The organism is Lysinimonas soli, assembly GCF_042655435.1.
Classification (GTDB): domain Bacteria; phylum Actinomycetota; class Actinomycetes; order Actinomycetales; family Microbacteriaceae; genus Lysinimonas; species Lysinimonas soli.
This window is the reverse complement of the sequence record NZ_JBHSMG010000001.1, coordinates 1,151,147-1,177,219: the sequence shown is the minus strand read 5'-3', so window position 1 is coordinate 1,177,219 and position 26,073 is coordinate 1,151,147. Positions and strand designations below refer to the sequence as shown.

The 26,073-nt window shown below is 68.5% G+C and carries 23 protein-coding genes and 4 tRNA genes; 23 read left to right on the top strand and 4 right to left on the bottom strand.

Translation table 11 applies throughout. The annotated features are described in order from the left end of the window. Positions 1-46: 46 nt before the first annotated feature. Positions 47-1,156: a hypothetical protein gene (locus ACFPJ4_RS05650; RefSeq protein ID WP_386739312.1), complete on the top strand. Its 1,110-nt coding sequence runs from the start codon at positions 47-49 to the stop codon at positions 1,154-1,156. 71 nt (positions 1,157-1,227) lie between these two features. Then, on the top strand, positions 1,228-1,401 hold the full coding sequence (locus tag ACFPJ4_RS05645) for a hypothetical protein (RefSeq protein ID WP_386739310.1): 174 nt from the start codon (positions 1,228-1,230) through the stop codon (positions 1,399-1,401). A 32-nt stretch (positions 1,402-1,433) separates the two neighbouring features. Here ACFPJ4_RS05645 and ACFPJ4_RS05640 read toward each other — a convergent pair. Continuing rightward, positions 1,434-1,506, bottom strand: a tRNA-Val gene (locus ACFPJ4_RS05640). A 147-nt stretch (positions 1,507-1,653) separates the two neighbouring features. On the opposite strand from ACFPJ4_RS05640, the gene ACFPJ4_RS05635 reads away from it, so the two are divergent. The 5 genes from ACFPJ4_RS05635 (at position 1,654) to ACFPJ4_RS05615 (ending at position 4,779) form a co-directional block, all read left to right on the top strand. Further along, positions 1,654-2,376 (top strand): ABC transporter ATP-binding protein, encoded by a 723-nt coding sequence (locus ACFPJ4_RS05635; protein WP_386739309.1) that lies wholly within the window; start codon positions 1,654-1,656, stop codon positions 2,374-2,376. Then, a complete protein-coding gene (locus ACFPJ4_RS05630) occupies positions 2,373-4,385 on the top strand; it encodes an ABC transporter permease (RefSeq protein WP_386739307.1) in 2,013 nt (670 codons plus the stop codon). Before ACFPJ4_RS05635 ends, ACFPJ4_RS05630 begins: the two co-directional genes overlap by 4 nt. A gap of 77 nt (positions 4,386-4,462) precedes the next feature. After that, positions 4,463-4,534, top strand: a tRNA-Gly gene (locus ACFPJ4_RS05625). A 57-nt stretch (positions 4,535-4,591) separates the two neighbouring features. Then, positions 4,592-4,662, top strand: a tRNA-Cys gene (locus ACFPJ4_RS05620). A gap of 42 nt (positions 4,663-4,704) precedes the next feature. Further along, positions 4,705-4,779 (top strand) — tRNA-Val (locus ACFPJ4_RS05615). A gap of 82 nt (positions 4,780-4,861) precedes the next feature. On the opposite strand, the gene ACFPJ4_RS05610 is transcribed toward ACFPJ4_RS05615, so the two are convergent. Continuing rightward, positions 4,862-5,692 carry a universal stress protein gene (locus ACFPJ4_RS05610; protein ID WP_386739306.1) on the bottom strand — a complete coding sequence of 277 codons (831 nt, stop codon included), beginning with the start codon at positions 5,690-5,692 and terminating at the stop codon, positions 4,862-4,864. An 86-nt stretch (positions 5,693-5,778) separates the two neighbouring features. After that, a complete protein-coding gene (locus ACFPJ4_RS05605; protein ID WP_386739305.1) occupies positions 5,779-7,233 on the bottom strand; it encodes a cation:proton antiporter domain-containing protein in 1,455 nt (484 codons plus the stop codon). Between the two features lie 189 nt (positions 7,234-7,422). Here ACFPJ4_RS05605 and ACFPJ4_RS05600 point away from each other — a divergent pair, with 189 nt between their 5' ends. The 8 genes from ACFPJ4_RS05600 to ACFPJ4_RS05565 all read left to right on the top strand — a co-directional run bounded on the left by ACFPJ4_RS05600 (position 7,423) and on the right by ACFPJ4_RS05565 (position 16,578). Further along, positions 7,423-9,297, top strand: a complete 1,875-nt coding sequence (locus tag ACFPJ4_RS05600; protein ID WP_386739304.1) for a glycosyltransferase family 2 protein — start codon at positions 7,423-7,425, stop codon at positions 9,295-9,297. Further along, complete coding sequence (locus tag ACFPJ4_RS05595) at positions 9,294-10,481, top strand: hypothetical protein (protein ID WP_386739303.1); 1,188 nt, start codon at positions 9,294-9,296, stop codon at positions 10,479-10,481. Before ACFPJ4_RS05600 ends, ACFPJ4_RS05595 begins: the two co-directional genes overlap by 4 nt. A gap of 58 nt (positions 10,482-10,539) precedes the next feature. Continuing rightward, positions 10,540-12,504: a threonine--tRNA ligase gene (thrS, locus tag ACFPJ4_RS05590; protein ID WP_386739302.1), complete on the top strand. Its 1,965-nt coding sequence runs from the start codon at positions 10,540-10,542 to the stop codon at positions 12,502-12,504. A gap of 2 nt (positions 12,505-12,506) precedes the next feature. Next, positions 12,507-13,064 (top strand): HIT family protein, encoded by a 558-nt coding sequence (locus ACFPJ4_RS05585; RefSeq protein WP_386739301.1) that lies wholly within the window; start codon positions 12,507-12,509, stop codon positions 13,062-13,064. A 73-nt stretch (positions 13,065-13,137) separates the two neighbouring features. After that, positions 13,138-14,040: a pyridoxal 5'-phosphate synthase lyase subunit PdxS gene (gene pdxS, locus ACFPJ4_RS05580; RefSeq protein WP_386739300.1), complete on the top strand. Its 903-nt coding sequence runs from the start codon at positions 13,138-13,140 to the stop codon at positions 14,038-14,040. Continuing rightward, positions 14,030-14,665: a pyridoxal 5'-phosphate synthase glutaminase subunit PdxT gene (gene pdxT, locus ACFPJ4_RS05575; protein ID WP_386739299.1), complete on the top strand. Its 636-nt coding sequence runs from the start codon at positions 14,030-14,032 to the stop codon at positions 14,663-14,665. The genes pdxS and pdxT overlap by 11 nt, the downstream gene beginning before the upstream one ends. A gap of 69 nt (positions 14,666-14,734) precedes the next feature. Beyond that, positions 14,735-15,931 (top strand): sensor histidine kinase, encoded by a 1,197-nt coding sequence (locus ACFPJ4_RS05570; RefSeq protein WP_386739298.1) that lies wholly within the window; start codon positions 14,735-14,737, stop codon positions 15,929-15,931. After that, a complete protein-coding gene (locus ACFPJ4_RS05565) occupies positions 15,928-16,578 on the top strand; it encodes a response regulator (protein ID WP_386739296.1) in 651 nt (216 codons plus the stop codon). The genes ACFPJ4_RS05570 and ACFPJ4_RS05565 overlap by 4 nt, the downstream gene beginning before the upstream one ends. 29 nt (positions 16,579-16,607) lie before the next feature. On the opposite strand, the gene ACFPJ4_RS05560 is transcribed toward ACFPJ4_RS05565, so the two are convergent. After that, a complete protein-coding gene (locus tag ACFPJ4_RS05560; protein ID WP_386739295.1) occupies positions 16,608-17,060 on the bottom strand; it encodes a hypothetical protein in 453 nt (150 codons plus the stop codon). 78 nt (positions 17,061-17,138) lie between these two features. On the opposite strand from ACFPJ4_RS05560, the gene ACFPJ4_RS05555 reads away from it, so the two are divergent. The 8 genes from ACFPJ4_RS05555 (at position 17,139) to ACFPJ4_RS05520 (ending at position 26,071) form a co-directional block, all read left to right on the top strand. Then, positions 17,139-17,900 (top strand): YebC/PmpR family DNA-binding transcriptional regulator, encoded by a 762-nt coding sequence (locus ACFPJ4_RS05555; RefSeq protein ID WP_386739293.1) that lies wholly within the window; start codon positions 17,139-17,141, stop codon positions 17,898-17,900. A gap of 67 nt (positions 17,901-17,967) precedes the next feature. After that, on the top strand, positions 17,968-18,546 hold the full coding sequence (ruvC, locus tag ACFPJ4_RS05550; RefSeq protein WP_386739292.1) for a crossover junction endodeoxyribonuclease RuvC: 579 nt from the start codon (positions 17,968-17,970) through the stop codon (positions 18,544-18,546). Beyond that, the gene (ruvA, locus tag ACFPJ4_RS05545) at positions 18,543-19,178 is read left to right on the top strand and encodes a Holliday junction branch migration protein RuvA (protein WP_386739291.1); all 636 of its coding nucleotides are present in this window, start codon (positions 18,543-18,545) and stop codon (positions 19,176-19,178) included. Before ruvC ends, ruvA begins: the two co-directional genes overlap by 4 nt. Next, a complete protein-coding gene (gene ruvB, locus ACFPJ4_RS05540; RefSeq protein ID WP_386739290.1) occupies positions 19,175-20,221 on the top strand; it encodes a Holliday junction branch migration DNA helicase RuvB in 1,047 nt (348 codons plus the stop codon). Before ruvA ends, ruvB begins: the two co-directional genes overlap by 4 nt. 75 nt (positions 20,222-20,296) lie before the next feature. After that, on the top strand, positions 20,297-20,752 hold the full coding sequence (yajC, locus tag ACFPJ4_RS05535; protein ID WP_386739289.1) for a preprotein translocase subunit YajC: 456 nt from the start codon (positions 20,297-20,299) through the stop codon (positions 20,750-20,752). Positions 20,753-20,847: 95 nt separating this feature from the next. Further along, the gene (secD, locus tag ACFPJ4_RS05530; protein ID WP_386739287.1) at positions 20,848-22,725 is read left to right on the top strand and encodes a protein translocase subunit SecD; all 1,878 of its coding nucleotides are present in this window, start codon (positions 20,848-20,850) and stop codon (positions 22,723-22,725) included. Beyond that, positions 22,725-23,732 (top strand): protein translocase subunit SecF, encoded by a 1,008-nt coding sequence (gene secF / locus ACFPJ4_RS05525; RefSeq protein ID WP_386739286.1) that lies wholly within the window; start codon positions 22,725-22,727, stop codon positions 23,730-23,732. Before secD ends, secF begins: the two co-directional genes overlap by 1 nt. An 83-nt stretch (positions 23,733-23,815) precedes the next feature. Next, positions 23,816-26,071: a RelA/SpoT family protein gene (locus ACFPJ4_RS05520; protein WP_386739285.1), complete on the top strand. Its 2,256-nt coding sequence runs from the start codon at positions 23,816-23,818 to the stop codon at positions 26,069-26,071. The last annotated feature ends 2 nt before the right edge of the window (positions 26,072-26,073 follow it).

Below are 26,073 nucleotides of genomic sequence, written 5' to 3'. Positions count from 1 at the left end.
CGCCTCTAGTGTGGTGCTCGTCCGTTTCCGACCGAGAGGGGCGCGCATGGCAGCGCTGATCGCCGTGGGCATCGTCGCCGCCCTCGTCGCTGCTCTGGCGATCGTCCTGCTCACGCGCACCCTTCTGAACGATCGGATGCTGTGGCCGGCCCTGGGCGCCGCAGCGGCCACCGCGCTGATCACGATCGGGCTGGGAACGGCGTTCGGGATCGCGCCGCTCGTCTACCTGATCGGCATCTCGGCCTTCGCCCTGCCGGTGCTCGTGCTGATGGAGGCCGCCGCGATCGCGTCCGGTGCCGACACCTTCGGCCGCTGGGTACTCATGCTGAGTTGGGGGGTGATCATCTTCCCGCTCAGCGCGCTCGTGCCTCTGTGGCTCACGGCATCCTGCGCCGGCACGGATTGCGAGCTCGAGGACTTCGGGGGAGCGCTGCCACTGCTCGTCTCGTCGAGTGCGTTCGTGCTGCTCGCCTGGCTGCCGGCGGGGGTCATCGAGCGTGCCGAACCCGACCCGCAATCGCATCGTCGCGCCGTGCTCGCGCTTCTGCTCTTCTGGACGGCGTTCGTCATCTGGCTCGCGACGCTCGAGGGCGCGATCGACGAGTTCACCCCGCGGATCGCCCTGGCCGCCTTCGTGGGGCCGGCGAGCGCCTCGGTCACCTGGGCGCTGGCCGATCGGCTGCGAGACGTGCGCCGGCCGATCGCCCGATCGCTCGTCTTCGGGCTGGTCGCCGGGATCGCCGCGACGATCCCGGGTGCGGTCGCCGTGTCGTTCCCGTGGTCGCTCGCCGTGGGAGCGCTGGCAGGTGCTGTGGGGGCGGTGAGCTACTCGTCGCGTGCGACGGGATCCGCTGGGCTGGCGGCGCGCTGGGGGTTCGTGATCCTGGTCGCGACCGCGGTGGGCTACCTGGCGCCGGCGATCGCGGGTGACACGGTCGGCATCCTGTTCTCGGCGCATCTCGACGTTCTCTCGGTGCCGCTGCTCTCGTTCCTCGGCGTCGGGCTGTTCTCATTGCTCGTGTCGGCGCCGACCTGGGTGCTGTTGCAGCGGCATGCGAGCCGGGACCGGGTGCCCGCCGCCATCAGGTCGGATACCTCCGACGACGCGGACGGAGTCGTCAATTCGACACGACCCAAGGATGCCGAGGAGCGATAGCGTCGTGGCAACGGGAGGCGCCGGCCGCCCCGGAAGGGAAGGGTTTCATGTCTTCAGATAACCGAATTCGCGTGGTGCGTGATGGGCCGTGGGGTTTCATCTTCCTGCTGGCCTATATCGGCGCCGCGATCTACTTCATCTCGGCGTCGGACCATTCCTTCGGCGGAGTCCTGCTCGGGCTGCTCCAGGCGATCGTCTGGCCGGTCTACGTGGTGTACCACGTGCTCGTGATGATCGGGGCCTGACCGCGGCATCCCGGCTTGGATGGAATGTGAAGTGGGCGATACCGGACTCGAACCGATGACCTCTTCCGTGTGAAGGAAGCGCGCTACCAACTGCGCCAATCGCCCGCGGCATCCATCTTGCCATAGCCGAACGCGACTTCTTGCGGGTGACGGCTCGAGCGTGCGCGGTGGGTCGTTGGTCCTGACACCCCGACGCAACCCGTCGTTAGCCTGGGGCGCAATGAGGGCGGACCACGGATGGGAGCGTCGCGCGTGACCTCGCATCCAATCATCTCGGTCGAGCACCTTCGCAAGAGCTATGTTCTGGGCACGGTGACGGTGCCGGCGCTCGACGACGTCTCGCTGTCGATCGACGCGGGCGAGATGGTCTGCATCATGGGCAAGAGCGGGTCGGGCAAGAGCACCCTCCTGCGCCAGTTGGGTCTCATCGATCGCCCCAGCTCAGGGCGCATCGTGATCGACGGTCAGGAGGTCGGCGAGCTCTCGGAGCGGGAGCGCTCGGCGCTGCGTTTGGCACGGCTGGGATACGTCTTCCAGGAGTACGCCCTGATCCCCGAGCTGACCGCGGCCGAGAACGTCTACCTTCCGGCGATGATGCTCGGCAGGCGGGGGATCGACTATCGCGATCGAGCCGCCGGGCTGCTCGAGCAGGTCGACCTGGGTGACCGGATGCGGCACCGGCCCAAGCAGCTCTCGGGGGGCCAGCAGCAGAGGGTCGCGATCGCCAGGGCCTTGGTGAACTCGCCCGCGATCGTCTACGCCGACGAGCCGACCGCGAACCTCGACACGGTGTCGGGGCGCACGGTGATGGAGACCCTGGCGCGCCTGAACCGCGAGCTGGACGTCACGGTGGTCTTCGTCTCGCACGATCTGGACGAGAGCCGCTACGCCGATCGCGTGCTCCGGCTGAGCGACGGGCGGTTGGTCGCCGCGGACGCGGTCGGGGCCGGGGCGACGGCCGGGTCGTCGCGGTGAGACGATTCGCGCGACTCCGCGTCGCGGCCTTCCTCGCGGGCCGCAGCCTTCGCCGGGGCAACGTCGGGGTCACCGCGATGTCGGTCGTGATGATGGCGGTCGTGTTCATCAGCGTCTCGTTCCTGCCGTCGCTGATCAACGGAGCGGTCGCCGCGATCAACGAACAGGTCACCTCGACGCTGACGGGCGACCTGAGCATCACCGCGGCCAAGAGCACGACGATCGCGGATGCCGGCGACTATCTCCAGCGCATCCGCTCGGTGTCGGGGGTGACCGCGGCGACCGGCGTTCGCAGGGTCGGCACGCAGGTGGCCTTCGGCGACCGGTCGAACGCCTGGGGAGTGGACGCGATCGACCCCCGGAGCTTCGCGCAGGTGTTCTCGACGCCGACGCACCTCATCGAAGGGACGTTCCTGAGCGAGGGGGATACCGACGGGATCGTGCTCGGGGTCGATATCGCCGGCGCGGACCAGACGCGGCTGCGTTCGTACTCGACCTCACTCCAGACCGTGCACGCCGGCGACCGCGTGCAGGTGAGCCTGCTCGGAGGCGTCATACACGACTTCGTCGTGCGGGGGATCTACGAGAACCACTTCCCGCTCAGCGACCAGGGCGCCTACATCACGATCGCGGGCGCCGACGCGCTGATCCCGACGACGGACTACGCCGCGACGGTCACCCAGATGTTCGGCGCGATCGACGAGTTGACCGCCGCACTGGGGACGGCCGCGGATCAGGCAGGACGACTCGCCGACGGCTCGTCGGCCCTGGCGGCCGGCGCCGATCGTCTCGCCGCGAACGTGTCGGCGCTCGAGAGCGGAGCCTCGCGGTTGAACTCCTCGGCAGCCCAGCTCCTCGCGGCGGCGGCGCAGCTGGATGACAGCACCGGCCAACTCGCGACGAGCGCCGGTCAACTCGCCTCCGGTGTCGCCACGCTGGCCTCGCAGCTGACGACGACGGTCGCTCCGGCGGCGCACGCCGGGGCCGATGCCGCGGTCGCCGCCGCCGGGCAGGAGGCGGCCCTCGTCACCAGTTGCCCGGTAGCGAGCGACCCCGTCTTCTGCTCCGAGTTGAGCGCGAATGCGAGTGCCGCGTCGGTGTCTGCCTCGAGGTTCCAGGAGACTGCGTCGACGGTCGACACCGTAGCGACGTCGGTGCACGCGGCTGCGGCATCGGCATCCGCGCTGTCTTCCGGGATCGGTGCACTTCACACCGGAGTCGGCACCGTGGTCGATGCTGCGCGGGGGCTGGTATCCGGGGCGACGGCGAGCGATTCAGCCGCACGGCAGCTGAGCACGGCCACCGGGGGTGTGGCGGCGAGTGCCCGCACGATCGCGCAGGCCTCTCAGCAGCTCGCCCAGGGACTACAGCAGGGCGCGGCCGGCATCCCGAAGATCGCCACCAAGGATCGCGATGCGCTCGTCGAGCTGTTGCGAAAGTCGTCCGAGATCCCTGCAAAAGACACGGTCACTCGGATCGTGGTCCGCACCAAGGCGGGGGTCAGTGCGAGTCGCATGACGGCGGGGCTGCGGCCGCTGCGATCCGGCGTTCAGTTCCAGACCCCGGCGCAGCTGGCGGCGGCGATCCAGGATCAGGTTGAGACCTTCGACCTCATCGACCGGATCATGCGGGTGATCTCGCTGTTGGTGGCTGCGATCACGGTCTTCATCATCACCTATGTCGATCTGACCAACCGCCGACGCCAGATCGGCATCGAGCGCGCGATCGGGATCAGCTCCGGATCGATCGTCGGCAGCTACGTGCTCAAGTCGATGGCCACGGCGGCCGTCGGCACGGTGATCGGCGGGCTCGTCTTCCGTTTCGCCCTCGTGCCGCTGGTCGATCGCTATCCCTTCGTGTTCCCCACCGGGCCCGTGTCGCTGGTCACCGACGCCACGACCACGGTCGAGACCATCCTGATTCTGCTCGGCGTCGCGGCAGTGTCGGCGATGGTTCCGGCGATCCGGATCGTCACGATGAGGATCCTGGACGCGATCTGGGGCAGCTGACGTCACGGAGCGTCGTGGTTTGGACAGCGCCGGGGGATCGGATAGAGTCGACTCCGCACCCGGGAACGGGAGCGAATGCGGATGTGGCGCAGTGGTAGCGCATCACCTTGCCAAGGTGAGGGTCGCGAGTTCGAATCTCGTCATCCGCTCGAGTGAAGTCTCACGGTTCACGTGTCAGTAGCAGTATTGGCTCGAACCGCACACCTGGTGGCGTGGCCGAGAGGCGAGGCAGCGGCCTGCAAAGCCGTCCACACGGGTTCGAATCCCGTCGCCACCTCACTCACCGCAGCCGAGAAGTCTTTCGAGACGGGCCGGCGACGGGCGATTGGCGCAGCGGTAGCGCGCTTCCCTGACACGGAAGAGGTCACTGGTTCGATCCCAGTATCGCCCACCAAATAAAACCCCCGTTCACGCGGGGGTTTTGCATGTGTGAGCGGCCTCGTCGAACGCTTTCGGCCGGTGGATCGAGATGGCGCCTACTGCTCCTGCCGCCCCATCGGCACGATCGCCAGCGGCACCGGGATCTGCTCCATGACCTGTTGCACGGTCGAACCGAACAGGGCGCCGGTGATCGGGCCCCACTCGTGCGTTCCGAGCACGACGAGTTCCGCCCCCTCGACGTGGGCGACCACGGCATCCAGGGGGCGCCCGCGATCCAGGTGGGTGTGGATCCGGTCGGCCGGCAGCTCCACCGCCGCACGTGCCGCCGCCGTGTCGAGGATCTTCTGGTGTGCCGCGAGGATCGCCTCGGGGGCGAAGACGAGCGCGGTCGCGGGATCGGGGGAGTACGGGGTCGGGCGCCAGGCGTGCACGACGTCCAGCTCGCGTCCACGCGCCGCGGCCTCGCGGGCGGCGAAGATGAGCGCCTTGTCGGAGGAGTCGTCGATGTCGATCCCGACGACGATGCGCCCGTCGACCGGCTTCCACCCGACCGGCACGACGACGGTCGGGCACGAGACGTCCGTGCTGATCCGCACCGGCAGGGCCCCGCTGATCATGCTCGCCAGGCGATGATGCGGATGCGAGCCGATCACGAGCAGATCCGCCGCTCTCGCCGCGATGGCAAGTCCTCCGACGATCGAGAGCTCGAGGATCTCGGTGTTGACGGCCGTACCCGGCGCCTCCTGCTCGATCCGGGATGCCGTGGTGGCGAGCAACGCCTCCGTGTCGGCCGTGTCGGTGAGAAGGGTGTCCATCACCGTGACCAGCTCGATCTGCGCCGAGCCCGAGGCCGCCCGGTGAGCCGCCCACGCCACCGCAGCCTCGCTGCTGCCGTCGGCGTCGATTCCGATCAGAATGCGCTCCATGGGCGTGACCTCTCCGGTTGATGACTGACCCGAGCATCCCCTGGCGGGTCGGTTCGCAGCAGAGTCCAAGGTCCCGGGTGTCGCCCCTAGCGCGGGTCGAAGAGCTCGTTCAGCCGTCGCTCGCTCTCGGCGAGGGCCAGAACCTCGTCGCCGACCCTGAGCTTGGTCGACGGGCGCAGCGTGACCAGCCGCCCATCGCGGCGCACGAAGCTCACCCAGGCGTCGTCGCCCAGGTCGAGCTCGCCGACCCGCCGGCCGATCACCGGCGAGTCCGGCTGGAGCACGATCCGGTGAAAGCCCTGCGGCTCCTCGTTGAGGCGCACACCCACGGCCCACGGCTCGGGTTCGATGATCCGCATCGGCACCCCGAACAGCCGGGCGAAGAGAGGCACGAGACCGCCCTGCAGCACGACCGAGACGAGCACGACGACGAAGATGATGCCGTACATCCGCTGGGCCTGGGGCACGTCGGCTTCGAGGATGAAGATGCCGAGCAGGATGGGCACCGCCCCTTTCAGCCCCGCCCACAACAGGAAGCCGCGTTCGCCGCGCGAGAGTCGAAGCGGCCAACTGATGAGACCGACCAGAACGGGCCGGATGACGAAGATCAGCAGGGCGGCGATCACCAGTCCGGGCACGAGGACGTCGGCTCGCAGCACGTCCGACACGCTGATACTGAGGCCGAGCAGGGTGAAGACGACGATCTCGCCGAGGCTCGCGATGCCCGCGCTGAACCGCTCGATCTCGCGTTTGAAGGGGGCTCGGCTGTCGCCGCTCAGGATGCCGGCGAGGAACACCGCGAGAAACCCCGATCCGTGCAGCAGAGTCGCGAGCGCGTAGAGCAGCAGAACACAGGCCAGCGTCCAGATCGAGTGCAGTGCTTCGTTGCTGAGCGAGATGCGCCGCATCAGGCGCGCGAGCAGCCAGCCGCCGCCGACGCCGACCACGGCGCCGACCAGCATCTGCAGGGCGAACTCGGCGACGCCACCGGCCACGGCATCCAGCCCCGTTCCCGTCGCCGCGAGCAGGCTGACCATCAACGCGATGCCCACCGGGTCGTTGGCGCCCGACTCGCCCTCGAGGATCGTCCCCGATCGGCCCGCGATCTCGCGCTTGCCGAGCACCGAGAACACCACCGCAGGATCCGTCGGCGATAGTGCTGCGCCAAGCAGGAAGGCGAGACGCCAGTCGAACCCGAGCAGGAAGTGGGCGACGGCGGCGATCCCGACCGCGGTCACGGCCGTGCCGGCGATGCCGAGCCAGGTGATCGGAAGGGCTGATGCCCGGAAGCGCCGCCATCCGATGTGCATGCCCCCGTCGAAGAGGATGAACACCAGCGCGACGCTCACGACCTCCTCGTCGAGCAGGCGCGGAACACCACCGAGTGCCGGGAAGGCCGTGGCGAGGGCCGCGGCAGCGACCAGGAAGAGGGCCGGCGCGGGAATCCGGATCCAGCTGCTGAGCTGATTCGACAGCACCGCCGCGATGAGGGCGAGCGCGCCGAGCCCGAGGGCCAGCGTGAATCCGTCGAGCTCAGACATGAGCGTGATACGAGGGCGATTCGGGCACGGCTGCCTCCGGGGTCGTCGATGAAGTCTGCCGACCAGTCTTCCCGGCGCACCTTGTCCCGTGGACGCCTCGATCTTAGCGAGGGGGAGCATTCCTCTCAGGCGGTCGGCCCCAGCTTGGGGACCTTGCCGACCTGCCTCCCCGAGCGCGAGCATGAACGCATGGCACAGGTGGGGGTGCCCTCGGTCCAGAGCACCGCTTTTGCGGAGATGCTCCTGGAATCGGGGTTGATCACGGGGGAGCAACTCGAGCTGGCGCGCGCCGCGAAGGCCCGCACCGGTTCACATATCGACGAGATCCTGGTCAGCCAGGGCATGGTCGCCCCGGAGGCCCTGCGCAGCGTCATGGCCCGATCCTGGGCGCTGCCGGTGCTCGACCTGCACACGGAGCATCACGACAGCGAGTTCATGCACCGCTGGTCGGGTCAGATGATGGTGGCCGAGAACTGGATGCCGCTGCGCCGTGAACCGGACGGCACCGTCGTCGTCGCCACCGCTCGCATCCCCGACGCGGAACGACGTGCCCACATCGAGTGGATGATCGGGGCGCGAGCGCGCTTCGGAGTCGCGACCTCCTGGGACATCCGCAATCTGGCCCTGCACGTGTTCCGGGCCGAGATCGCCGACGAGGCCGCCAACGAGCTGTTCCGGCAGAACCCGGAGCTCTCGGCGCGCATCGTCTTCTCGCGGGGCCAGAAGATCGGTTTGATCGCGCTGCTGCTCGTCGGGGTGATCGCGCTGGTGATCTGGCCCGCCTACGTCGTGATCGCGCTCATCGCCGTGATCAGCGTCGTGTTCTTCGCGGGAACCCTGTTCAAGTTCCTGGTCGCGATGCGGGGCGCCAAGTTCGACGTCGTCGAGCGGGTCAGCGCGGCGCAGGTCGCCGCCCTGCCGGACAGCGAGCTGCCGGTCTACACCGTGCTCGTGCCGGTCTTCCGTGAGGCCAACATCGTCGGCCAGCTGGTCGAGAACCTCGGCAGCATCGACTGGCCGGCCGAGAAGCTCGAGGTGCTGATCCTGATCGAGGAGGAGGACACGCTCACCCGCGATGCCCTGATGAAGGCCTCGCCGCCACCCAACTTCCACGTGATCACGATCGGCAAGGGGGCGCCGCAGACGAAGCCCCGCGCCTGCAACGTGGGCCTGTTCTTCGCCACCGGCGACTTCCTGGTGATCTACGATGCCGAAGACACCCCGGACCCCGACCAGCTCAAGAAGGCGTACATCGCGTTCCGGCGCGGCGGTGACAAGACCGTGTGCGTGCAGGCGTCGCTCAACTACTTCAACGCCGACGAGAACGTGCTGACGCGCATGTTCACGCTCGAGTACAGCTACTGGTTCGATTACATGCTCGCCGGGCTCGACGCCGCCGACCTGCCGATCCCGCTCGGCGGCACCTCGAACCACTTCCGCACCTCGGCACTCATCGAGCTCGGGGGCTGGGATCCGTACAACGTCACCGAGGATGCCGACCTGGGCATCCGGGCGAGTGCGATGGGCTATCGGGTCGGGGTTGTGAACTCCACGACCATGGAGGAGGCGAACACCTCGATCCCGAACTTCGTGCGGCAGCGCAGCCGCTGGATCAAGGGCTACATGCAGACGAGCCTCGTGCACGCCCGACGTCCGGGGCAGCTCATCCGCGAGATCGGGGTGCGCCGCTTCCTGAGTTTCGCGCTGCTGATCGCCGGAACCCCGGCGACCTTCCTGGGAGTGCTGCCGCTGTACATCGTCACCATCTTCACCGCCTTCATCCCGGCGGCGGTGCTCGGGCAGTTCTTCCCGGTCTGGTTGCTCTGGATCTGCCTGATCAACTTCATCATCGGCAACTCGGTGATGGTCTACCTGTCGATGATGGGGCCGTACAAGCGCGGCACCTTCAGCCTCATCCTGTGGGCCCTGCTGAATCCGATCTACTGGATCCTGCACTCCATCGCCTCGTACAAGGCTCTGTGGCAGTTGCTCACCAAGCCGCACTACTGGGAGAAGACCGAGCACGGGCTCACGGCCCAGACCTCGGGCGGAGCAGCGTCATGAGCCACGTCGTCAGCCTCGGCGGCGTCGAACAGCGCGATCGCACCGATCGCCGCCCGGATCGCACCCGCCTCGATGCGTTCCCACGTGATCCGCTGCTGCGGTGGGCGCTTCGGCTCGCCTTCGCCGTGCCGTACCTGCTGGTGGCCTGGGTCGGATCTGCCGGCGCGAACCTCCGGCTCACCACCCCCAACCAGCAGCTGATCGACCGGATCGCGACGATCGACTGGAACCGCGCCGACGTCTCATGGATCAGCGACATCTTCCCCCCGCTGTCGACGCTGCTGGCCGCCGCGATCCCCGGGGGCCGCGCCGGATTGGCCGTCGCGGGAGCGCTGGTCGCGGGGGTCTTCCTGCAGAGGATCCTCGAGGTGATGGTGCAGCGCCGGTTCGCGGTGACGACCACCGTGATCCTGATGCTGGCGCTGGCCGCGAACCCGCTGTTCGCCTACAACGTGACCGAGAACTTCCCCGCCTTCCTCGGGCTGGCCTTCTTCGGCCTGGGTATCGCCGATGTCGTGCGCTTCGTCGCCTGGGGCAACACCCAGTCCGGCTTCCGTGCCGGACTCCTGCTGATGCTCGCCACGCTGTCCGACCTGAGCGGCGTGCTGTACGTCTTGACGGCGGCCGCCGCCGCACCATTCCTGCGGCACCGACGCGCGGACCAGGTCGGCGCCCGCCGCGCCAACGTCCTGGTGATCGTGTTCCCGACGGCCGCCGCGATCGGCGCGATCGGCGCGCTCAACCTCATCTTCACCGGACGCATCCTCGGCAGCCTCGGCCGCGGGTTGCTGGCGGGGGTGCCGGAGCGCTTCGAGACGATCACCGCGATGTTCACGAGCATCGACGGTCTGCTGCTGGCCGCGCCGGTGCTGAGCGCCTGGGTGATCGGGCTCATCGTGCGTCGACCGGGGTCGATCGTGGTGTCGACGCTTGTGTTCGTCGCCGTGCTCGGGGCCTCGACGCTGGGACTCGTCCCCTCCGGCTCGGCCGGCAACACCTTCATCCTGATGACGCTCATGGCGATCGCCCTGATCCCGACGGCGCGCGAGCGGTTCACGATCGCGCTGGTCGACGTGGTCGCCGTGCTGCAGATCGCGATCGCCTGGGCCATCGCGTTCAACCGGCCGGTCGTGCTCGACTGGATGCACGCGCTCTCGACCGCGCTGAGCGCCTTTCCGCACTAGCGGCTTCGGCGTTCGTGCCCGACACGGAGCCCCCGAACGCGCCGGTACAGTTGGGGGAATGAGCGCGCAGACCGGTTTCGACCTGTTCCCCGACCGCGCCGTGGTCGCCCTCCGCGTCAACGGCCAGCTCAAGGACAAGGCGACGACGGTCACCGACGCCGACACCGTCGAGGCCGTGACGATCGACTCGCCCGACGGGCTCAACATCCTGCGGCATTCGGCGACGCACGTCATGGCGCAAGCCGTGCAGTCCATCAACCCGCGGGCCAAGCTCGGCATCGGACCGCCCGTGACCGACGGCTTCTACTACGACTTCGATGTCGACACCCCGTTCACCCTCGACGACCTGAAGGCCATCGAGAAGGAGATGGAGCGCATCATCAAGTCGGGTCAGCGCTTCGTGCGACGGGTGGTGACCGACGACGAGGCTCGCACCGAGCTCGCGGACGAGCCGTACAAGCTCGAACTGATCGGCCTCAAGGGCCACGAGACCGGCACCGCGCAGTTCGAGGCGGGCGAGAGCGTCGAGGTCGGCGGCTCGGAGCTGACGATCTACGACAATGTCGATCCCGCCACTGGTGAGACCGTGTGGAAAGACCTCTGCCGGGGCCCGCACCTGCCGAGCACGCAGCCGATCAGGGGCGGATACGCCCTGATGCGCGTCGCCGCGGCCTACTGGCGCGGCTCGGAGAAGAACCGGCAGCTGCAGCGCATCTACGGCACCGCCTGGCCGAGCAAGGACGAGCTGCGCGCGTACCAGACCCGCCTCGAGGAGGCCGCCAAGCGCGACCACCGCAAACTCGGGCAGGAGCTCGACCTGTTCTCGTTCCCCGAGGAGATCGGCTCGGGCCTCGCGGTCTTCCACCCCAAAGGCGGCATCATCCGCGCCGAGATCGAGAACTTCATGCGCGAGCGGCTGATCGCGAACGACTACGAGCTGGTCAACACCCCGCACATCACCAAGGGACACCTGTACGAGATCAGTCAGCACCTCACCTGGTACAAGGACGGCATGTTCCCCCCCATGCACCTCGACGAAGAGCTGGATGCCGAGGGCAACGTCACGAAGCAGGGCCAGGACTACTACCTCAAGCCCATGAACTGCCCGATGCACAACCTGATCTTCCGGGCGCGCGGCCGCAGCTATCGCGAGCTGCCGCTGCGGCTGGCGGAGTTCGGCACGGTGTACCGCTACGAGAAGAGCGGAACCCTCTCGGGCCTGACCCGCGTGCGCGGCCTGACCCAGGACGACGCGCACGTGTACGTCACGCCCGATCAGGTGCGCGCCGAAGTCGCGAGTCAGCTCGAGTTCGTGCTCGAGACGCTGCGCGGCTACGGACTCACCGATTTCTACCTCGAGCTGTCGACGAAGGACCCGCAGAAGTACGTGGGCGACGACGCGGTCTGGGAGGAGGCGACCCAGACGCTTCGCGAGGTCGCCGTCGACTCGGGGCTCGAGCTGGTCGACGACCCGGGCGGGGCCGCCTTCTACGGCCCCAAGATCTCGGTGCAGGCCCGCGATGCGATCGGCCGCACCTGGCAGCTGTCGACGGTGCAGCTCGACTTCAACCAGCCCGAGCTCTTCGAGTTGCGCTATGCCGCGAGCGACGGCTCGCTGCAGCAGCCGGTGATGATCCACCGCGCCCTGCTGGGCTCGATCGAGCGCTTCTTCGCGATCCTGCTCGAGCACTACGCCGGCGCGTTCCCGGTCTGGCTGTCACCGGTGCAGGTCGTGGGCATCCCCGTCGCCGAGGAGTACGCCGGGTATCTCGGCGAGATCATCGCGCGCCTCAAGGCCGACGGCATCCGTGCGGAGTTGGACGGCAGCGACGACCGCATGCAGAAGAAGATCCGTACGCACACCCAGGCCAAGGTGCCGTTCCAGCTGATCGCGGGGGAGCAGGACCGCGCGGCCGGCACGGTGAGCTTCCGGTTCCGCGACGGCACGCAGGACAACGGCATCGCGATCGACGAAGCCGTGCGCCGCATCCGTGAGGCGATCGCCGCCAAGGCCCAGGTCTGACGGTGCGCGACTACGACGGCTCGGAGTACCCGGAGGCCGAGTCGAGCCGCACCTTCGCCGCGGTGCCCGATGGCTTCGCCCGGCTGTGGACGCCGCACCGCATCGCCTATATCGAGAAGGGTCCGGCTGCGTCCGGCGACGAGTGCGTGTTCTGCACCGCTCCGACTCTGAGCGACGAGCAGGCCCTCATCGTGCACCGGGGCACCACGGCCTACGTCCTGCTCAACCTGTTCCCCTACAACAGCGGGCACCTGCTCGTCGTGCCGTATCGGCATGTTGCGACGTATGACGCGGCGACCCCGGAGGAGGTGGCCGAGGTCGGTAGCCTGACGCAGACGGCCATGCGCGTGCTGACCGCGACCTCGCATGCCGATGGCTACAACATCGGTATGAATCAGGGCGCGATCGCGGGCGCGGGCATCGCGGCGCACCTGCATCAGCATGTCGTGCCGAGGTGGGCGACCGACGCCAACTTCTTCCCGATCATCGCTCAGACCAAGGTCCTCCCGCGGCTGCTGGGCGAGGTTCGCGACGAGATCGCCGGCGCCTGGCCCGCGTGACCCACGCCAGCAATCCCCGGGTGGACCTGCCCGGGCCGAGCCGGTACTCCAATACGGAAAGTAGAATCGACGCATGACCGAGAACAGCAGCACCGGAGACCTGGGCACGAGCCGCGTCAAGCGAGGCCTCGCCGAGATGTTGAAGGGCGGGGTCATCATGGATGTCGTCACCGCCGAGCAGGCGCGTATCGCCGAAGACGCGGGGGCGGTCGCCGTCATGGCGCTCGAGCGCGTGCCGGCCGACATCCGTGCTCAGGGCGGCGTCGCGCGCATGAGCGACCCGGACCTGATCGACTCGATCATCGCCGAGGTGTCGATCCCCGTCATGGCCAAGGCCCGCATCGGGCACTTCGTCGAGGCACAAGTGCTGCAGTCGCTCGGCGTCGACTACATCGACGAGTCCGAGGTGCTCTCGCCGGCCGACTACGTCAACCACATCGACAAGTGGGACTACACGGTTCCCTTCGTCTGCGGGGCGACCAACCTGGGCGAGGCGCTGCGTCGCATCACCGAGGGGGCGGCGATGATCCGCTCGAAGGGTGAGGCGGGCACAGGCGACGTGTCGGAGGCGACCAAGCACATCCGCAAGATCACGGGCGAGATCAACGTGCTGCGCTCGATGACGAAAGACGAGCTGTACGTGGCGGCGAAGGAACTGCAGGCCCCGTACGAGCTCGTCGCCGAGATCGCCTCGACCGGCAAGCTGCCCGTCGTGCTGTTCGTGGCGGGCGGGGTGGCGACGCCGGCCGACGCCGCGATGATGATGCAGCTCGGCGCCGACGGTGTCTTCGTCGGCTCGGGCATCTTCAAGTCGGGCAACCCGGCGGCGCGGGCCGCGGCGATCGTCAAGGCGACCACCTTCTACGACGACGCGACGATCGTGGCCGAGGCCTCGCGCGGTCTGGGCGAGGCCATGGTCGGCATCAACGTGTCCGATCTGGCAGCCCCGCATCGGCTCTCCGAGCGTGGCTGGTAGCCCGGAGCCCTCGGCACCGGCCGCCCGGCCGAAGGTCGGCGTGCTCGCCCTGCAGGGCGACTTCCGCGAACACCTCGCGGTGCTGCGCGGCCTCGGGGCGGATGCCGTGCCGGTGCGCCGGGAAAGCGAGCTGGCGGCGGTCGACGGCCTCGTCATCCCGGGAGGCGAGTCGAGCGTCATGGACAAGCTGAGCCGTACCTTCGGGCTCGCCGGGCCGCTCAAGAAACGGATCGCCGAGGGGATGCCCGTCTACGGCACCTGCGCGGGCCTCATCATGCTGGCCGACACCGTGCTCGACGCCATCAACGGGCAGCAGAGCCTGGGCGGGCTCGACATCACCGTGCGCCGCAACGCCTTCGGCAACCAGCTGGACTCCTTCGAGACCGATCTGTCCATTCCCGAGCTCGGCGAGCCGCCGGTGCACGCCGTGTTCATCCGTGCGCCCGTGGTCGAGACCGTCGGGCCGAAGGCGCATGCCCTGTCGACCCTTCCGGACGGCCGCGTGGTGGCGGTTGAGCAGGGCAACCTGCTCGGCACCTCGTTCCACCCTGAGATGACCGACGACTACCGGTTCCACGCCCGCTTCCTCGACACGGTGCGGTCCCGGACGGCCGCGGCGGCCTGAGTCGTCCGAAAGGACGATTTCGCGACGGCATCCGGCTAGTACGCCGCCACCGCCTCTTACAGTGGCGGCATGAGATACCTGCGAGCAGCCAGCTGGGCCATCGAGCCTCTCGTCGCCCTCGTCTTCGTCACCCTCTGGGTCGTCGCCGAGTCGGGGCGCCGTGACGCGGGTCTGGTGGGTTTCATCGGCCTGGGCGCGGCCATCGCTCTGAGCCGCCGTGCACCCCGGATCGCCTTCGGAGTGATCGGCGCAACCCTGCTGCTGCAGCTCTTCGGGATCGGGGCCTTCCACGCGACCGACTGGCCCGCGAACTTCGGGATCGTCCTCGTGGTGGGATTCGCGACGGCCCAGGGCCGAGTCGCCCGCGTCTGGATCCCTCTCGTGCTTGGCGAGGCCGCGATCGCGATCGCCGTCGCCATGATGGTGTTCCAGCAGGACGGCTTCGTGCAGTGGGTCGGCAGCGCGCGGACTTCGGCTCCGGCATTCCTGCTGCTACTGGCACTCGGCACCGTACTGGTCGGGATGACCTGGGGCATGGGGTGGGGCATCCGGGTCGTCAGCCGACTGGACGCCGCCGAGGTCCGCGAGCAGAACGCCCAGGCGCGGCTCGCCGAGTCCGAGGTCAGGCTGGCGATCGCCGAGGAGCGGGATCGGATCGCGCAGGAGATGCACGACGTGCTCGCGCACTCCCTGGCCGTCATCGTGGCCCAGGCCGATGGGGCCCGGTATCTGCGGTCGAAGCGCCCGGCCGCGGTCGACGCGGCTCTCGTCTCGATCGCGGCGGCGGCCCGGGGCGCGCTCTCGGATGTCGGCGGCATGATCGACAGCGTGCTCGACGGCTCGACGACGCCTCAGCCCGGCCTGACAGGCATCCCCGAACTCGCCGCGAGTGTGAGGGCGGCGGGGGTCGAGGTGACCGTCACGGAGGCGGGGCACCCGGGAGCCCTCGCGCCGGCGCAGGAGGTCACGGTGTTCCGGATCGTCCAGGAGGGGCTGACGAACGCTCTCCGCCACCGCGGACGCGGGAGCAGGGTGGCGGTGGTCCTCGACTGGCGTGGTCCCGGACTGGCGCTTCAGCTGGTCAGCTCGGGCAGCGGCGACGCGGTCCCGCGCGAGGCCGGTCGTCCCGGCCGCGGCATCCCGGGCATGATCGAGCGGGCGCGGCTCTCGGGCGGATGGCTCTCGGCCGGGGTCGACGACACGGGGGATCACCGGGTGACCGCGTTCCTGCCGTATCGCGAGGCGCCGGCGGTGGTGGCCGCGTGAAGACGAAGGTGCTCGTCGCCGACGACCAGGAGCTCTTTCGCGACGGCGTCGGCATGCTGATCGAATCCCAGTCCGACCTCGAGCTCGTCGGCAGCGTCGGGACCGGCCGCGACGCGGTCGAGCGGGTCGAGACGATGCGGCCCGACGTCGTGCTGATGGACATCCGGATGCCGGGGCTCGACGGGCTCGCCGCGACCGAACTGATCCTGGCGTCCGGTCGGGACCCGCTGCCCCGGGTGCTCGTGGTCACGACCTTCCGGCGCGACGAGGCCGTCGTTCGCGCCATCCGCGCCGGCGCGAGCGGCTTCGTCACCAAGGACGCGGACCCGGAGTTCCTGCTGGCCGCGATCCGCACGGTGGCGGCCGGGAACTCCGTGATCGCGCCGGCGGCCACCTTCGACCTGCTCCGGCAGTTCGGCAACTCCCGCCCGGGCCCCGACGCCTCGGTCATCGACGAGTTGTCGCCGCGAGAGAAGGAGATCTTCCTGCTGGTGGCCAAGGGCCTGTCGAACGCGGAGGTGGCCGAGAGCGCTTTCGTCGAGGAGACCACGGTGAAGACCCACCTCGGCAAGATCCTCAGCAAGCTGGGCTTGCGCAGCCGGGTTCAGGTCGTCGCCTTCGCCTGGCAGCACGGATTGGTCGGGTAGCAGCCGGTCGAGGCAAGACGGGCCGAGGCTCAGAGCACCTCGGTGCGCAGGGTCACTGCGACGGGGCTCGCCGTCGCGATCGCCCGGTAGGCCGCTGATGCGCGGATCTCGCGGCCGAAGTCGTCGATCTGGGTGGGGGTGAAGCACCAGGCGTGCCCGCGTCCGAGAGCGCGTCTGCCCGGCGTCCAGCGGTAGGCCAGTGTCAGGCAGAGCTGGGTGATGGCATCCTGATCCTCGCGCACGAGCTGACGGGTCAGGTCGATCGTGAAGCGTTCGGCATCGGCATCCGGACCCCACTGCCAGAGCAGCCCGTCGCCCTCGTCGGTGATGCGGGTGTGCTGGGCGCGTCGCTCGCGGTAGAACGCCAGCGCGAGGGCGACCGCCTCCGTCGCCCGCAAGGTCTCGAGCGAATGGCCGCCGTCGGTCGCGAACCGTCGCAAGGCGTTCTCGGCGTACGAGATCCGAAACCAGCGCGCGACCACTCGCTGAGCCTAGCCGCGGGGCCGGGCCTCGGGGTGCTGGCTAGAATGGCAAGGATCTGTGGCAAGTAGAGGAGCACCGTGAGCGGGCATTCCAAGTGGGCGACGACCAAGCACAAGAAGGCGATCATCGACTCGCGTCGTGCCAAGTCGTTCGCCAAGCTCATCAAGAACATCGAGGTCGCGGCCAAGATGGGCGGCGCCGATCTCTCCGGCAACCCGACCCTCGTGGATGCCGTGCAGAAGGCCAAGAAGACCTCGGTTCCCAATGACAACATCGACCGCGCGATCAAGCGCGGGGCCGGCCTCAGCGGCGAGTCGGTCGACTACCAGACGATCATGTACGAGGGCTACGGCCCCAACGGCGTAGCCCTGCTGATCGAGTGCCTCACCGACAACAAGAACCGCGCGGCGGCCGAGGTGCGCACCCTCATGACCCGCAACGGCGGCACGATGGCCGACCCCGGCAGCGTGGCCTACAACTTCAGTCGCAAGGGCGTCATCTCGATCACCAAGAGCGAGGGTGTGACCGAGGACGACATCCTGCTGGCCGTCCTGGACGCCGGCGCCGAGGAGGTCGCCGACCAAGGCGGCGGCTTCGAGGTCATCACCGAGCCCTCGCACCTCGTGCAGGCGCGCACCGCCCTCGTCGAGGCGGGCATCGACTACGACTCGGCCGAGGCCGAGTTCGTGCCCAACATCCAGGTCGAGGTCGACGCCGAGACCGCGCGCAAGGTGTTCAAGCTGATCGACGCGCTCGAAGAGAGCGACGACGTGCAGAACATCTTCAGCAACTTCGACATCCCCGCCGAGGTCCAGGCGGAGCTCGACGCCGAGGAGTAGCGCGCATCGCTCCGACGCGCGGCGCGTCTCGAACACATGTGCGAATGTTCCCCGTAGATTCGACGGCATGCGCGTACTCGGAGTCGACCCAGGCCTGACCCGGTGCGGGATCGGCGTCGTCGACATCGGGGCGGATCGCCGAGCGACGCTGGTCTACGTCGGCGTCGTGCTCACGCCGTCGGGGGATCCGCTCGCGGAGCGGCTGCTCGCGGTGTCGCGCGGCATCCGGGCCGTGCTGGTCGAGTACGCGCCGACGGCGATGGCCGTCGAGCGGGTCTTCGCGCAGCACAACCTGCGGACGGTGATGGGGACGGCCCAGGCGAGCGGCATCGCCCTCGCGCTCGGCGCGGAGCACGGCCTCTCGGTCGGGCTGCACACCCCGAGCGAGGTCAAGGCCGCGATCACCGGATACGGCGCCGCCGACAAGGCGCAGGTCGGGGCGATGGTCGCCCGCGTGCTCGGCCTCGAGTCCGCTCCGCGACCGGCGGACGCCGCGGACGCCCTGGCGCTTGCCATCTGCCACGCCTGGCGCGCGGGAGTCTGGAGCGACGCATCACGTCGCGGCGGAGTCGGCCTCACCGGCGACGGCATGACCTCGGCGCAGCGCGCCTGGCGTGCCGCGGAGCGCAAGGCGGTGAACCGGTGATCTCGTCGGTGCGCGGAACCGTGCTGACGGTCGCGGGTACCGTCGCCGTCATCGAGGTCGGCGGGGTCGGTCTCGGCGTGCAGGTGACGCCGCAGCACGGGCTCACGCTGCGCGTCGGTCAGGAGGCCCTGCTGCACACGGCGCTCATCGTGCGCGAAGACGACCTGAGCCTGTTCGGCTTCGCGACTCCCGAGGAGCTCGTGGTGTTCGACCTGCTGCGCGGCGTCTCGGGAGTCGGCCCCAAGTCGGCGCTGGGCGTGCTCTCGACGCTCACGCCGGTGCAGGTCGCTCAGGCCGTGGCTGCCGAGGACGATGCCCCGTTCCGCAAGGTGAGTGGCATCGGGCCGAAGACCGCGAAGCTCATCGCCGTCTCGCTCGCCGGCAAGCTGGTCGCGCCGACCGGACCTCCTTCGAGCGGTGCTGTCTCATCGCCGACGACCGTCACGGCCAGCGTCATCGGCGCCCTGGTGGGTCTGGGCTGGAACGAGCGGGTGGCGGCCCAGGCGGTCGACGAGGCGGCCGCCGAGGCGAGCGAGGGCGAACGATCGACGGTGCAGGCGCTGCTGAGGCTGGCGCTGTCGCGACTGGGTCCGCAGCAGACCGGTGTCTCGGCGCGGGGGGTTCGGCCGTGACCGACCCGACGCGCGACGACCCGGCCGACCTCGTCATCCGCCCGACCCCCGAGTCGGATGCCGAGTTGGCCTTCGAGGGAGCCCTGCGTCCGCGCACCCTCGCCGAGTTCGTCGGCCAATCGAAGGTGCGCGGGCAGCTCCAGCTGCTGCTGGACGCCGCGGCGATGCAGTCGCGCACCCCCGACCACATCCTGCTGGCCGGACCGCCCGGCCTCGGCAAGACGACGCTCGCCATGATCGTGGCGCACGAGAGCAACCGGCCGTTGCGCATGTCGAGCGGCCCCGCGATCCAGCACGCCGGCGACCTGGCCGCGCTGCTCTCGAGCCTCGTGCCGGGCGAGGTGCTGTTCATCGACGAGATCCACCGCATGGCCCGCAGCGCCGAGGAGATGCTCTATCTCGCGATGGAGGACTTCCGTATCGACATCATGGTCGGCAAGGGCGCGGGGGCGACGAGCATCCCCCTCGACCTCGCCCCGTTCACGCTGGTCGGGGCGACGACGCGGTCGGGCCTGCTGCCGAATCCGCTGCGCGACCGTTTCGGCTTCACCGCCAACCTCGAGTTCTACGACGACGTGGAGCTCGAAGAGGTCCTGGCACGGGCCGCCCGGCTGCTCGCCCTCGACGTGCCGGCCGATGCTCGGCTCGAGATCGCCTCGCGGTCGCGCGGCACGCCCCGCATCGCCAACCGACTGCTGCGCCGGGTTCGCGACTACGCGATCGTGCGCGGCGGAGGAGCCGGGATGGAGGCGGTGCATGCCGCGCTCGAGCTGTACGACGTCGATCCGATCGGCCTCGACCGTCTCGACCGTGCGGTGCTCGAGATGATCGTCACCCGCTTCGATGGGGGCCCCGTGGGTCTCAACACCCTCGCCGTCTCGGTCGGCGAGGAGGCTGAGACGATCGAGTCGGTGGTCGAACCCTTCCTGGTGCGGATCGGGATGCTCACCCGGACGCCGCGCGGGCGCGTGGCGACCCGGCGGGCCTGGGACCACCTGGGCGTGCGCCGCCCTGACTCGGGCTCACTGTTCGACGACGTATGATTCTGGGGAGCCGCACAGCCGGGATCCCTAAGCTGCAGCGAGTTTCTCCCCGAATCCGGAAGGTCTCCCTCCCTCATGTCTTTCGCACCGATCCTCGTGCACGCCGCGGCCGCCTCCTCGAGCGGCCCCGACTATCTGACCATCGGGCTCGTCGTCGTGCTCGCGGTCATGGTCATCTTCATGTTCCGCAACTCCCGTAAGCGCAAGCGCGAGGCCGAGGAGTTGAAGAGCAAGTTCGTTCCCGGCGCCGAGGTGATGACGCAGCACGGCATCTACGGCACGCTCATCTCGATCGATGAGGAGAAGAACGAGGCGGTCATCGAGACCACCCCGGGCACCAAGCTCCGCGTGCACCGTCAGACCATCTCGCGCGTGATCGACCCGGTCGAGGCCGAGCAGGACGTCATCGAGGAGCCGGCGGCTCCCGAAGTGAACGAAGACCACGCCGTTCAGGCCGGGGAGCCGCAGTACGGCGAACGCCTCGACGAGGACAAGCCGAAGCGCGCCCCGCGCAAGAAGGCCGCCGAGTAGCCGATACCCTTGGATGCTGACCCGGGTACCCCGGGTCGGTTCCGAGCGTCCGCGCGTGTCGCTGCAGCGACGTCCGACAGAAAGCAGAGTCGCACTTGGCAACGAGATCGTCCCCGGTCCGCAAGGCCTGGAGATCGCTGGCCTGGCTCCTCGCCCTCGTGGTCGCCTTGGGGGCGCTGTTGGGCGCGGGCACGTTGTTCTGGGGCTGGAAGATGGCCCCGCAACTCGGGCTCGACCTGCAGGGTGGTACCGAGATCATCCTGACCCCGCAGCTCGCCGCGGGGAAGTCGCCCACGCCCGATCAGCTCAACCAGGCCGTCTCGATCATCCGGCAGCGTGTGGACGCCGCCGGCGTCTCCGAAGCCGAGATCAGCACCCAGGGCAACAACAACATCGTGGTCTCGCTCCCGGGCACCCCGGACGAAGCCACCCTGCAGCGCATCCAGGCCTCGGCCAAGCTCGACTTCCGTGCGGTGATCTGCGCGAGCAGCGAGTCCGCTCCCTCCGCGGCCTGTACGCCCACGGCCCCCACCGCGACGCCCACACCGGGCGCAACCGCCGGTGCGACCCCACAGCTGTCCGACACGCCAGCCACCAAGCCGACGAGCGGAAGCGACGAGGCGTGGGTCACACCGAAGGTGCTCAACACCTACAGCAACTTCAAGTGCTCGTCACTTACCACCGTCGACACCAATGTCGTCTCGGCCACGAAGCCCCTTGTCACGTGCGATGACCACAATGTGATCTACGTCTTGGGTCCTGTCGAGGTCGCCGGTGAGAGGATCTCTGACGCAAGCGCTGGGACCGCCACCACGAGTCAAGGGGTGTCGACGGGCCAGTGGGTCGTCAATCTCTCGTTCGACGGAACGGGCACGACCCAGTTCGGCAACGTGTCCACTCGCCTTCTCGCTCTGAGCCAACCGCGGAACCGCTTTGCCGTCGTGCTGGACGGGCGCGTGATCACCTCCCCGACCATCAACGAAGCCATTCCCAACGGGAAGGCGCAGATCAGCGGCAACTTCACGCAGAGCAGCGCGACGACGCTCGCCGACCAGCTCAAGTACGGTGCACTGCCGATCGGGTTCAAGGTCGAGAGCCGTGACACCATCGCAGCGACCCTCGGCGCGAGCCAGTTGCAGAACGGCCTGATCGCGGGCGGCATCGGCCTCCTGCTGGTCATCATCTACTCGCTGTTCCAGTACCGGCTGCTCGGTCTGGTGACCATCGCCTCCCTGGTGGTCGCCGCGGCGCTCACCTATGAGGTCATCAACTTCATGTCCTGGCAGAACGGCTACCGTCTGTCTCTGGCAGGCGTGGCCGGTCTGATCGTCGCCATCGGATTCACGGCGGACTCGTTCATCGTCTACTTCGAACGAATCCGAGACGAATTGCGAGACGGGAGGGCTCTGCCCGGAGCCGTGGAGGCGGGCTGGAAGCGCGCCCTCCGCACGATCTACGCGGCGAAGTCGGTCAACCTGCTCTCGGCCATCGTCTTGTTCGTCGTCGCAGTGGGCAACGTCAAGGGTTTCGCGCTCACCTTGGGCATCACGACGGTGATCGACGTGCTCATCGTGATCCTGTTCACCCACCCCATCCTGCAGCTCATCGCGCAGACCCGGTTCTTCTCGAGCGGTCATCCGCTCAGCGGCCTCGATCCGACCGCGCTCGGCGCGATCTATCGTGGGCGCGCCGAGTTCCGGATCTCGCCCGAGGCACGCAAGGCGGGTGCCGGTCGCGAAGCGGCCCGTCGCCAGACCATCGCAGAACGCAAGGCCGCCGAGCTCGCCGCCGCCGGAGGCACGGCAACAGTCGTGGAAGCGTCCGCTGTCGAGGCGCCGGATGCCCGTGACACGCTCGACGCGGGCGCCGCGGCATCGACGACGTCCCCGACCACCAAGCCCGCGACATCCGCGGCGCGTACCCAGCCCAAGCGCAGCAGTAAGTCAGGCCGCGCAGGGGGGAAGAAGTCCTGATGGCCAGTTTCTCGGATTTCGGCAACGACCTCTACACCGGCAAGCGATCGATCGACTTCGTCGGCAAACGGCGGATCTGGTTCATCATCGCCATCCTGCTCGTCATCGGGGCCCTCGCAGTTCCGCTGATCAAGGGCGGCGGCAACATCGGCGCGGGCTTCAAGTTCGGAATCGAGTTCCGAGGGGGCTCGCAGTTCCAGATCTCGGGCGCGCAGTCGCTCAACACGATCATCGGCGAGAGGGCCGTCCACTCGGTCGTTCCGTCTGCCATCGTCGACATCACCACGGTCGGCAAAGACGGCGTCCAGGTGCAGACCAACCAGTTGACCAACCCGCAGACGATCGACGTGTCAGCCGCACTCGCGAAGACCTACGGCGTGAAGACGAGCGACGTCACCTCCTCGTTCATCGGGGCGACCTGGGGCGGAGACATCACGCAACAGGCCGTGATCGGCCTGATCGTGTTCCTCGTCCTCGCCGCCTTGTTCATGGCCATCTATTTCCGCACCTGGAAGATGTCGGTCGCGGCGATCATCTCGCTGGCCCACGACCTGATCATCACGGCCGGGGTCTATGCCGCAACCGGGTTCGAGGTCACGCCGGCCACCGTGATCGGCTTCCTGACGATCCTCGGCTACTCGCTGTATGACACGGTCGTCGTCTTCGACAAGATCCGTGAGAACACCGCGGAACTGGGCGACGAGTCGACCAGGACCTTCGGCGAAGCCGTGAACCTGGCCGTCAACCAGACCCTCGTGCGCTCGATCAACACGGGTGTCGTGGCCGCGCTTCCGGTCGCCGCGATCCTGTTCATCGGCTCGTTCATCCTCGGCGCCGACACGCTGCGCGACATCTCGCTCGCCCTGCTGGTCGGCACGCTGATCGGCACCTACTCGACGCCGTTCGTCGCCTCGCCGCTCTACGCGACGTTCCGGCAGGGCGAAGCCGCCATCAAGAAGCGCGACAAGCGCGTGCTCTCGCTGCGCTCCAAGAGCGTCGCGGCGTAGCCCGATCGCCCTCAGCGGACCGACCGGCAGCTTCGGCATGGCGACCGTAGACTTCGCTTCAGCGGAATGCGGGAGGTGATGGCGTGACGGAGACGCAGGTCGGCACCTCATCGCTGCGGGCGATCCTGCCCCGGCTGTTCTCGCGCGCGCAGCCGGTGGGCGCCGTCGACCGGCTGCTCAAGACCGTCAAGACGCATCATCCGAAGGCGGATGTCGCGCTCATCGAACGCGCCTACGCCGCCGCCGAGAAGGCCCACGCCGGCCAGAAGCGCAAGAGCGGCGAGCCGTACATCACGCACCCCGTCGCCGTCGCCCAGATCCTCGCCGACCTCGGCATCGGCTCGAAGACGCTCGCGGCGGCCCTGCTGCACGACACGGTGGAAGACACCGACTACACGCTCGACATGCTGCGCGCCGAGTTCGGCGATGAGATCGCGATGCTCGTCGACGGCGTGACCAAGCTCGACAAGCTCAAGTACGGCGACAGCGCCCAGGCCGAGACCGTGCGCAAGATGGTCGTCGCGATGTCGAAAGACATCCGGGTGCTGATCATCAAGCTCGCCGACCGGCTGCACAACGCGCGCACCTGGGGCTTCGTGCCCGCGGAGTCGGCCGAGCGCAAGGCACGCGAGACCCTCGAGATCTACGCTCCTTTGGCGCACCGACTCGGCATCCAGGCCATCAAATGGGAGCTCGAAGACCTGAGCTTCGCCGTGCTCTACCCCAAGCTCTACGTCGAGATCGAGAGTCTCGTGCGCAATCGCACCCCGCAGCGCGAGGAGTTCGTGCAGCAGGTGATCGACGCGATCAACGACGACCTGCGCGCCGACAAGATCAAGGGGCAGGTGGTCGGCCGGCCCAAGCAGTACTACTCGATCTACCAGAAGATGGTGCTGCGCGGCCGCGAGTTCGACGAGATCTACGACCTCGTGGGAATCCGGGTGCTGGTCAACAACATCCGCGACTGCTACGCGGTGCTCGGGGCGATCCACGCACGCTGGAACCCGATTCCCGGGCGCTTCAAGGACTACATCGCCACACCGAAGTTCAACCTGTACCAGTCGCTGCACACGACGGTCATCGGCCCGAACGGCCGCGCTGTCGAGATCCAGATCCGCACACACGAGATGCATCAGCGCGCCGAGTTCGGCGTCGCCGCGCACTGGAAGTACAAGGAGCGCGTCAACGGCGGGCGCTCGACCGACACCAAGGCGCCGCAGTCCGACAACGAGATGGCCTGGCTCGCCCACATCAGCGACTGGCAGTCCGAGACCGCAGACCCGGGGGAGTTCCTCGACAACCTGCGCTTCGAGATCGGGGCGAAGGAGGTCTACGTCTTCACCCCGCAGGGCAAGGTGATCGGCCTGCCCGCCGGCGGCACCCCGGTCGACTTCGCCTACGCGGTGCACACCGAGGTGGGCCATCGCACGATGGGAGCGAAGGTCAACGGCCGGCTGGTCCCGCTCGAGAGCGCGCTCAACTCGGGCGACGTGGTCGAGGTGTTCACCTCGAAGAACCCGGATGCCGCCCCCAGCCAGGACTGGCTGAACTTCGTCAAGAGCCCGCGGGCCCGCAACAAGATCCGCGGCTGGTTCACCAAGGAACGCCGCGAGGAAGCGGTCGAGCAGGGCAAGGACGCGATCGCGCGCGCCATGCGCAAGCAGAACCTGCCATTGCAGAAGCTCATGAACCAGGACGTTCTGAGCGAGGTCGCGGCGCAGATGCGCTACGACGGCGTCGAGGCGCTCTATGCGGCCGTCGGCGAGGGGCACGTCTCCACCCAGTCGGTGATCGAGAAGGTGCTCGCCTCGCTGCAGACCGACGCCGACGCCGACGAGGCCGAGCTGCCGTTCACGCCCAAGGGCCGGGCGCGTCAGCTGCGCCCGAGCGACTCCGGAGTACTGGTGCGCGGGGCGCCCGACATCCTCGTCAAGCTGGCCAAGTGCTGCACCCCGGTTCCCGGCGACGAGATCGTCGGCTTCGTGACCCGGGGCACCGGCGTCTCGGTGCACCGCAGCGACTGCAACAACGTGAAGTCGCTGCTGGCCGAACCCGATCGGATCATCGAGGTCGAGTGGGCGCCCACCTCGTCGAGCCTGTTCCTGGTGCAGATCCAGGTCGAGGCGCTCGACCGCTCGGGGCTGCTGTCGGACGTCACGCGCGTGCTCAGCGAGAACCACGTCAACATCCTCTCGGCGACCGTGTCGACCTCGAGCGATCGGCTGGCGCTCAGCCGCTTCGTCTTCGAGATGGGCGATACCGTGCACCTGGACCGGTTGCTCAACGCGGTGCGGCGCATCGACGCGGTCTACGACGTGTACCGGGTGAGCTCGGGCTAGGA

Coding starts and splice junctions, on each gene's coding strand:
- ACFPJ4_RS05595 (WP_386739303.1), top strand. CDS start 9,294: ATGAGCCACGTCGTCAGCCTCGGCGGCGTCGAACAGCGCGATCGCACC.
- thrS (WP_386739302.1), top strand. CDS start 10,540: ATGAGCGCGCAGACCGGTTTCGACCTGTTCCCCGACCGCGCCGTGGTC.
- pdxS (WP_386739300.1), top strand. CDS start 13,138: ATGACCGAGAACAGCAGCACCGGAGACCTGGGCACGAGCCGCGTCAAG.
- ACFPJ4_RS05600 (WP_386739304.1), top strand. CDS start 7,423: ATGGCACAGGTGGGGGTGCCCTCGGTCCAGAGCACCGCTTTTGCGGAG.
- ACFPJ4_RS05605 (WP_386739305.1), bottom strand. CDS start 7,233: ATGTCTGAGCTCGACGGATTCACGCTGGCCCTCGGGCTCGGCGCGCTC.
- secF (WP_386739286.1), top strand. CDS start 22,725: ATGGCCAGTTTCTCGGATTTCGGCAACGACCTCTACACCGGCAAGCGA.
- ACFPJ4_RS05650 (WP_386739312.1), top strand. CDS start 47: ATGGCAGCGCTGATCGCCGTGGGCATCGTCGCCGCCCTCGTCGCTGCT.
- ACFPJ4_RS05610 (WP_386739306.1), bottom strand. CDS start 5,692: ATGGAGCGCATTCTGATCGGAATCGACGCCGACGGCAGCAGCGAGGCT.
- yajC (WP_386739289.1), top strand. CDS start 20,297: ATGTCTTTCGCACCGATCCTCGTGCACGCCGCGGCCGCCTCCTCGAGC.
- ACFPJ4_RS05570 (WP_386739298.1), top strand. CDS start 14,735: ATGAGATACCTGCGAGCAGCCAGCTGGGCCATCGAGCCTCTCGTCGCC.
- ruvC (WP_386739292.1), top strand. CDS start 17,968: ATGCGCGTACTCGGAGTCGACCCAGGCCTGACCCGGTGCGGGATCGGC.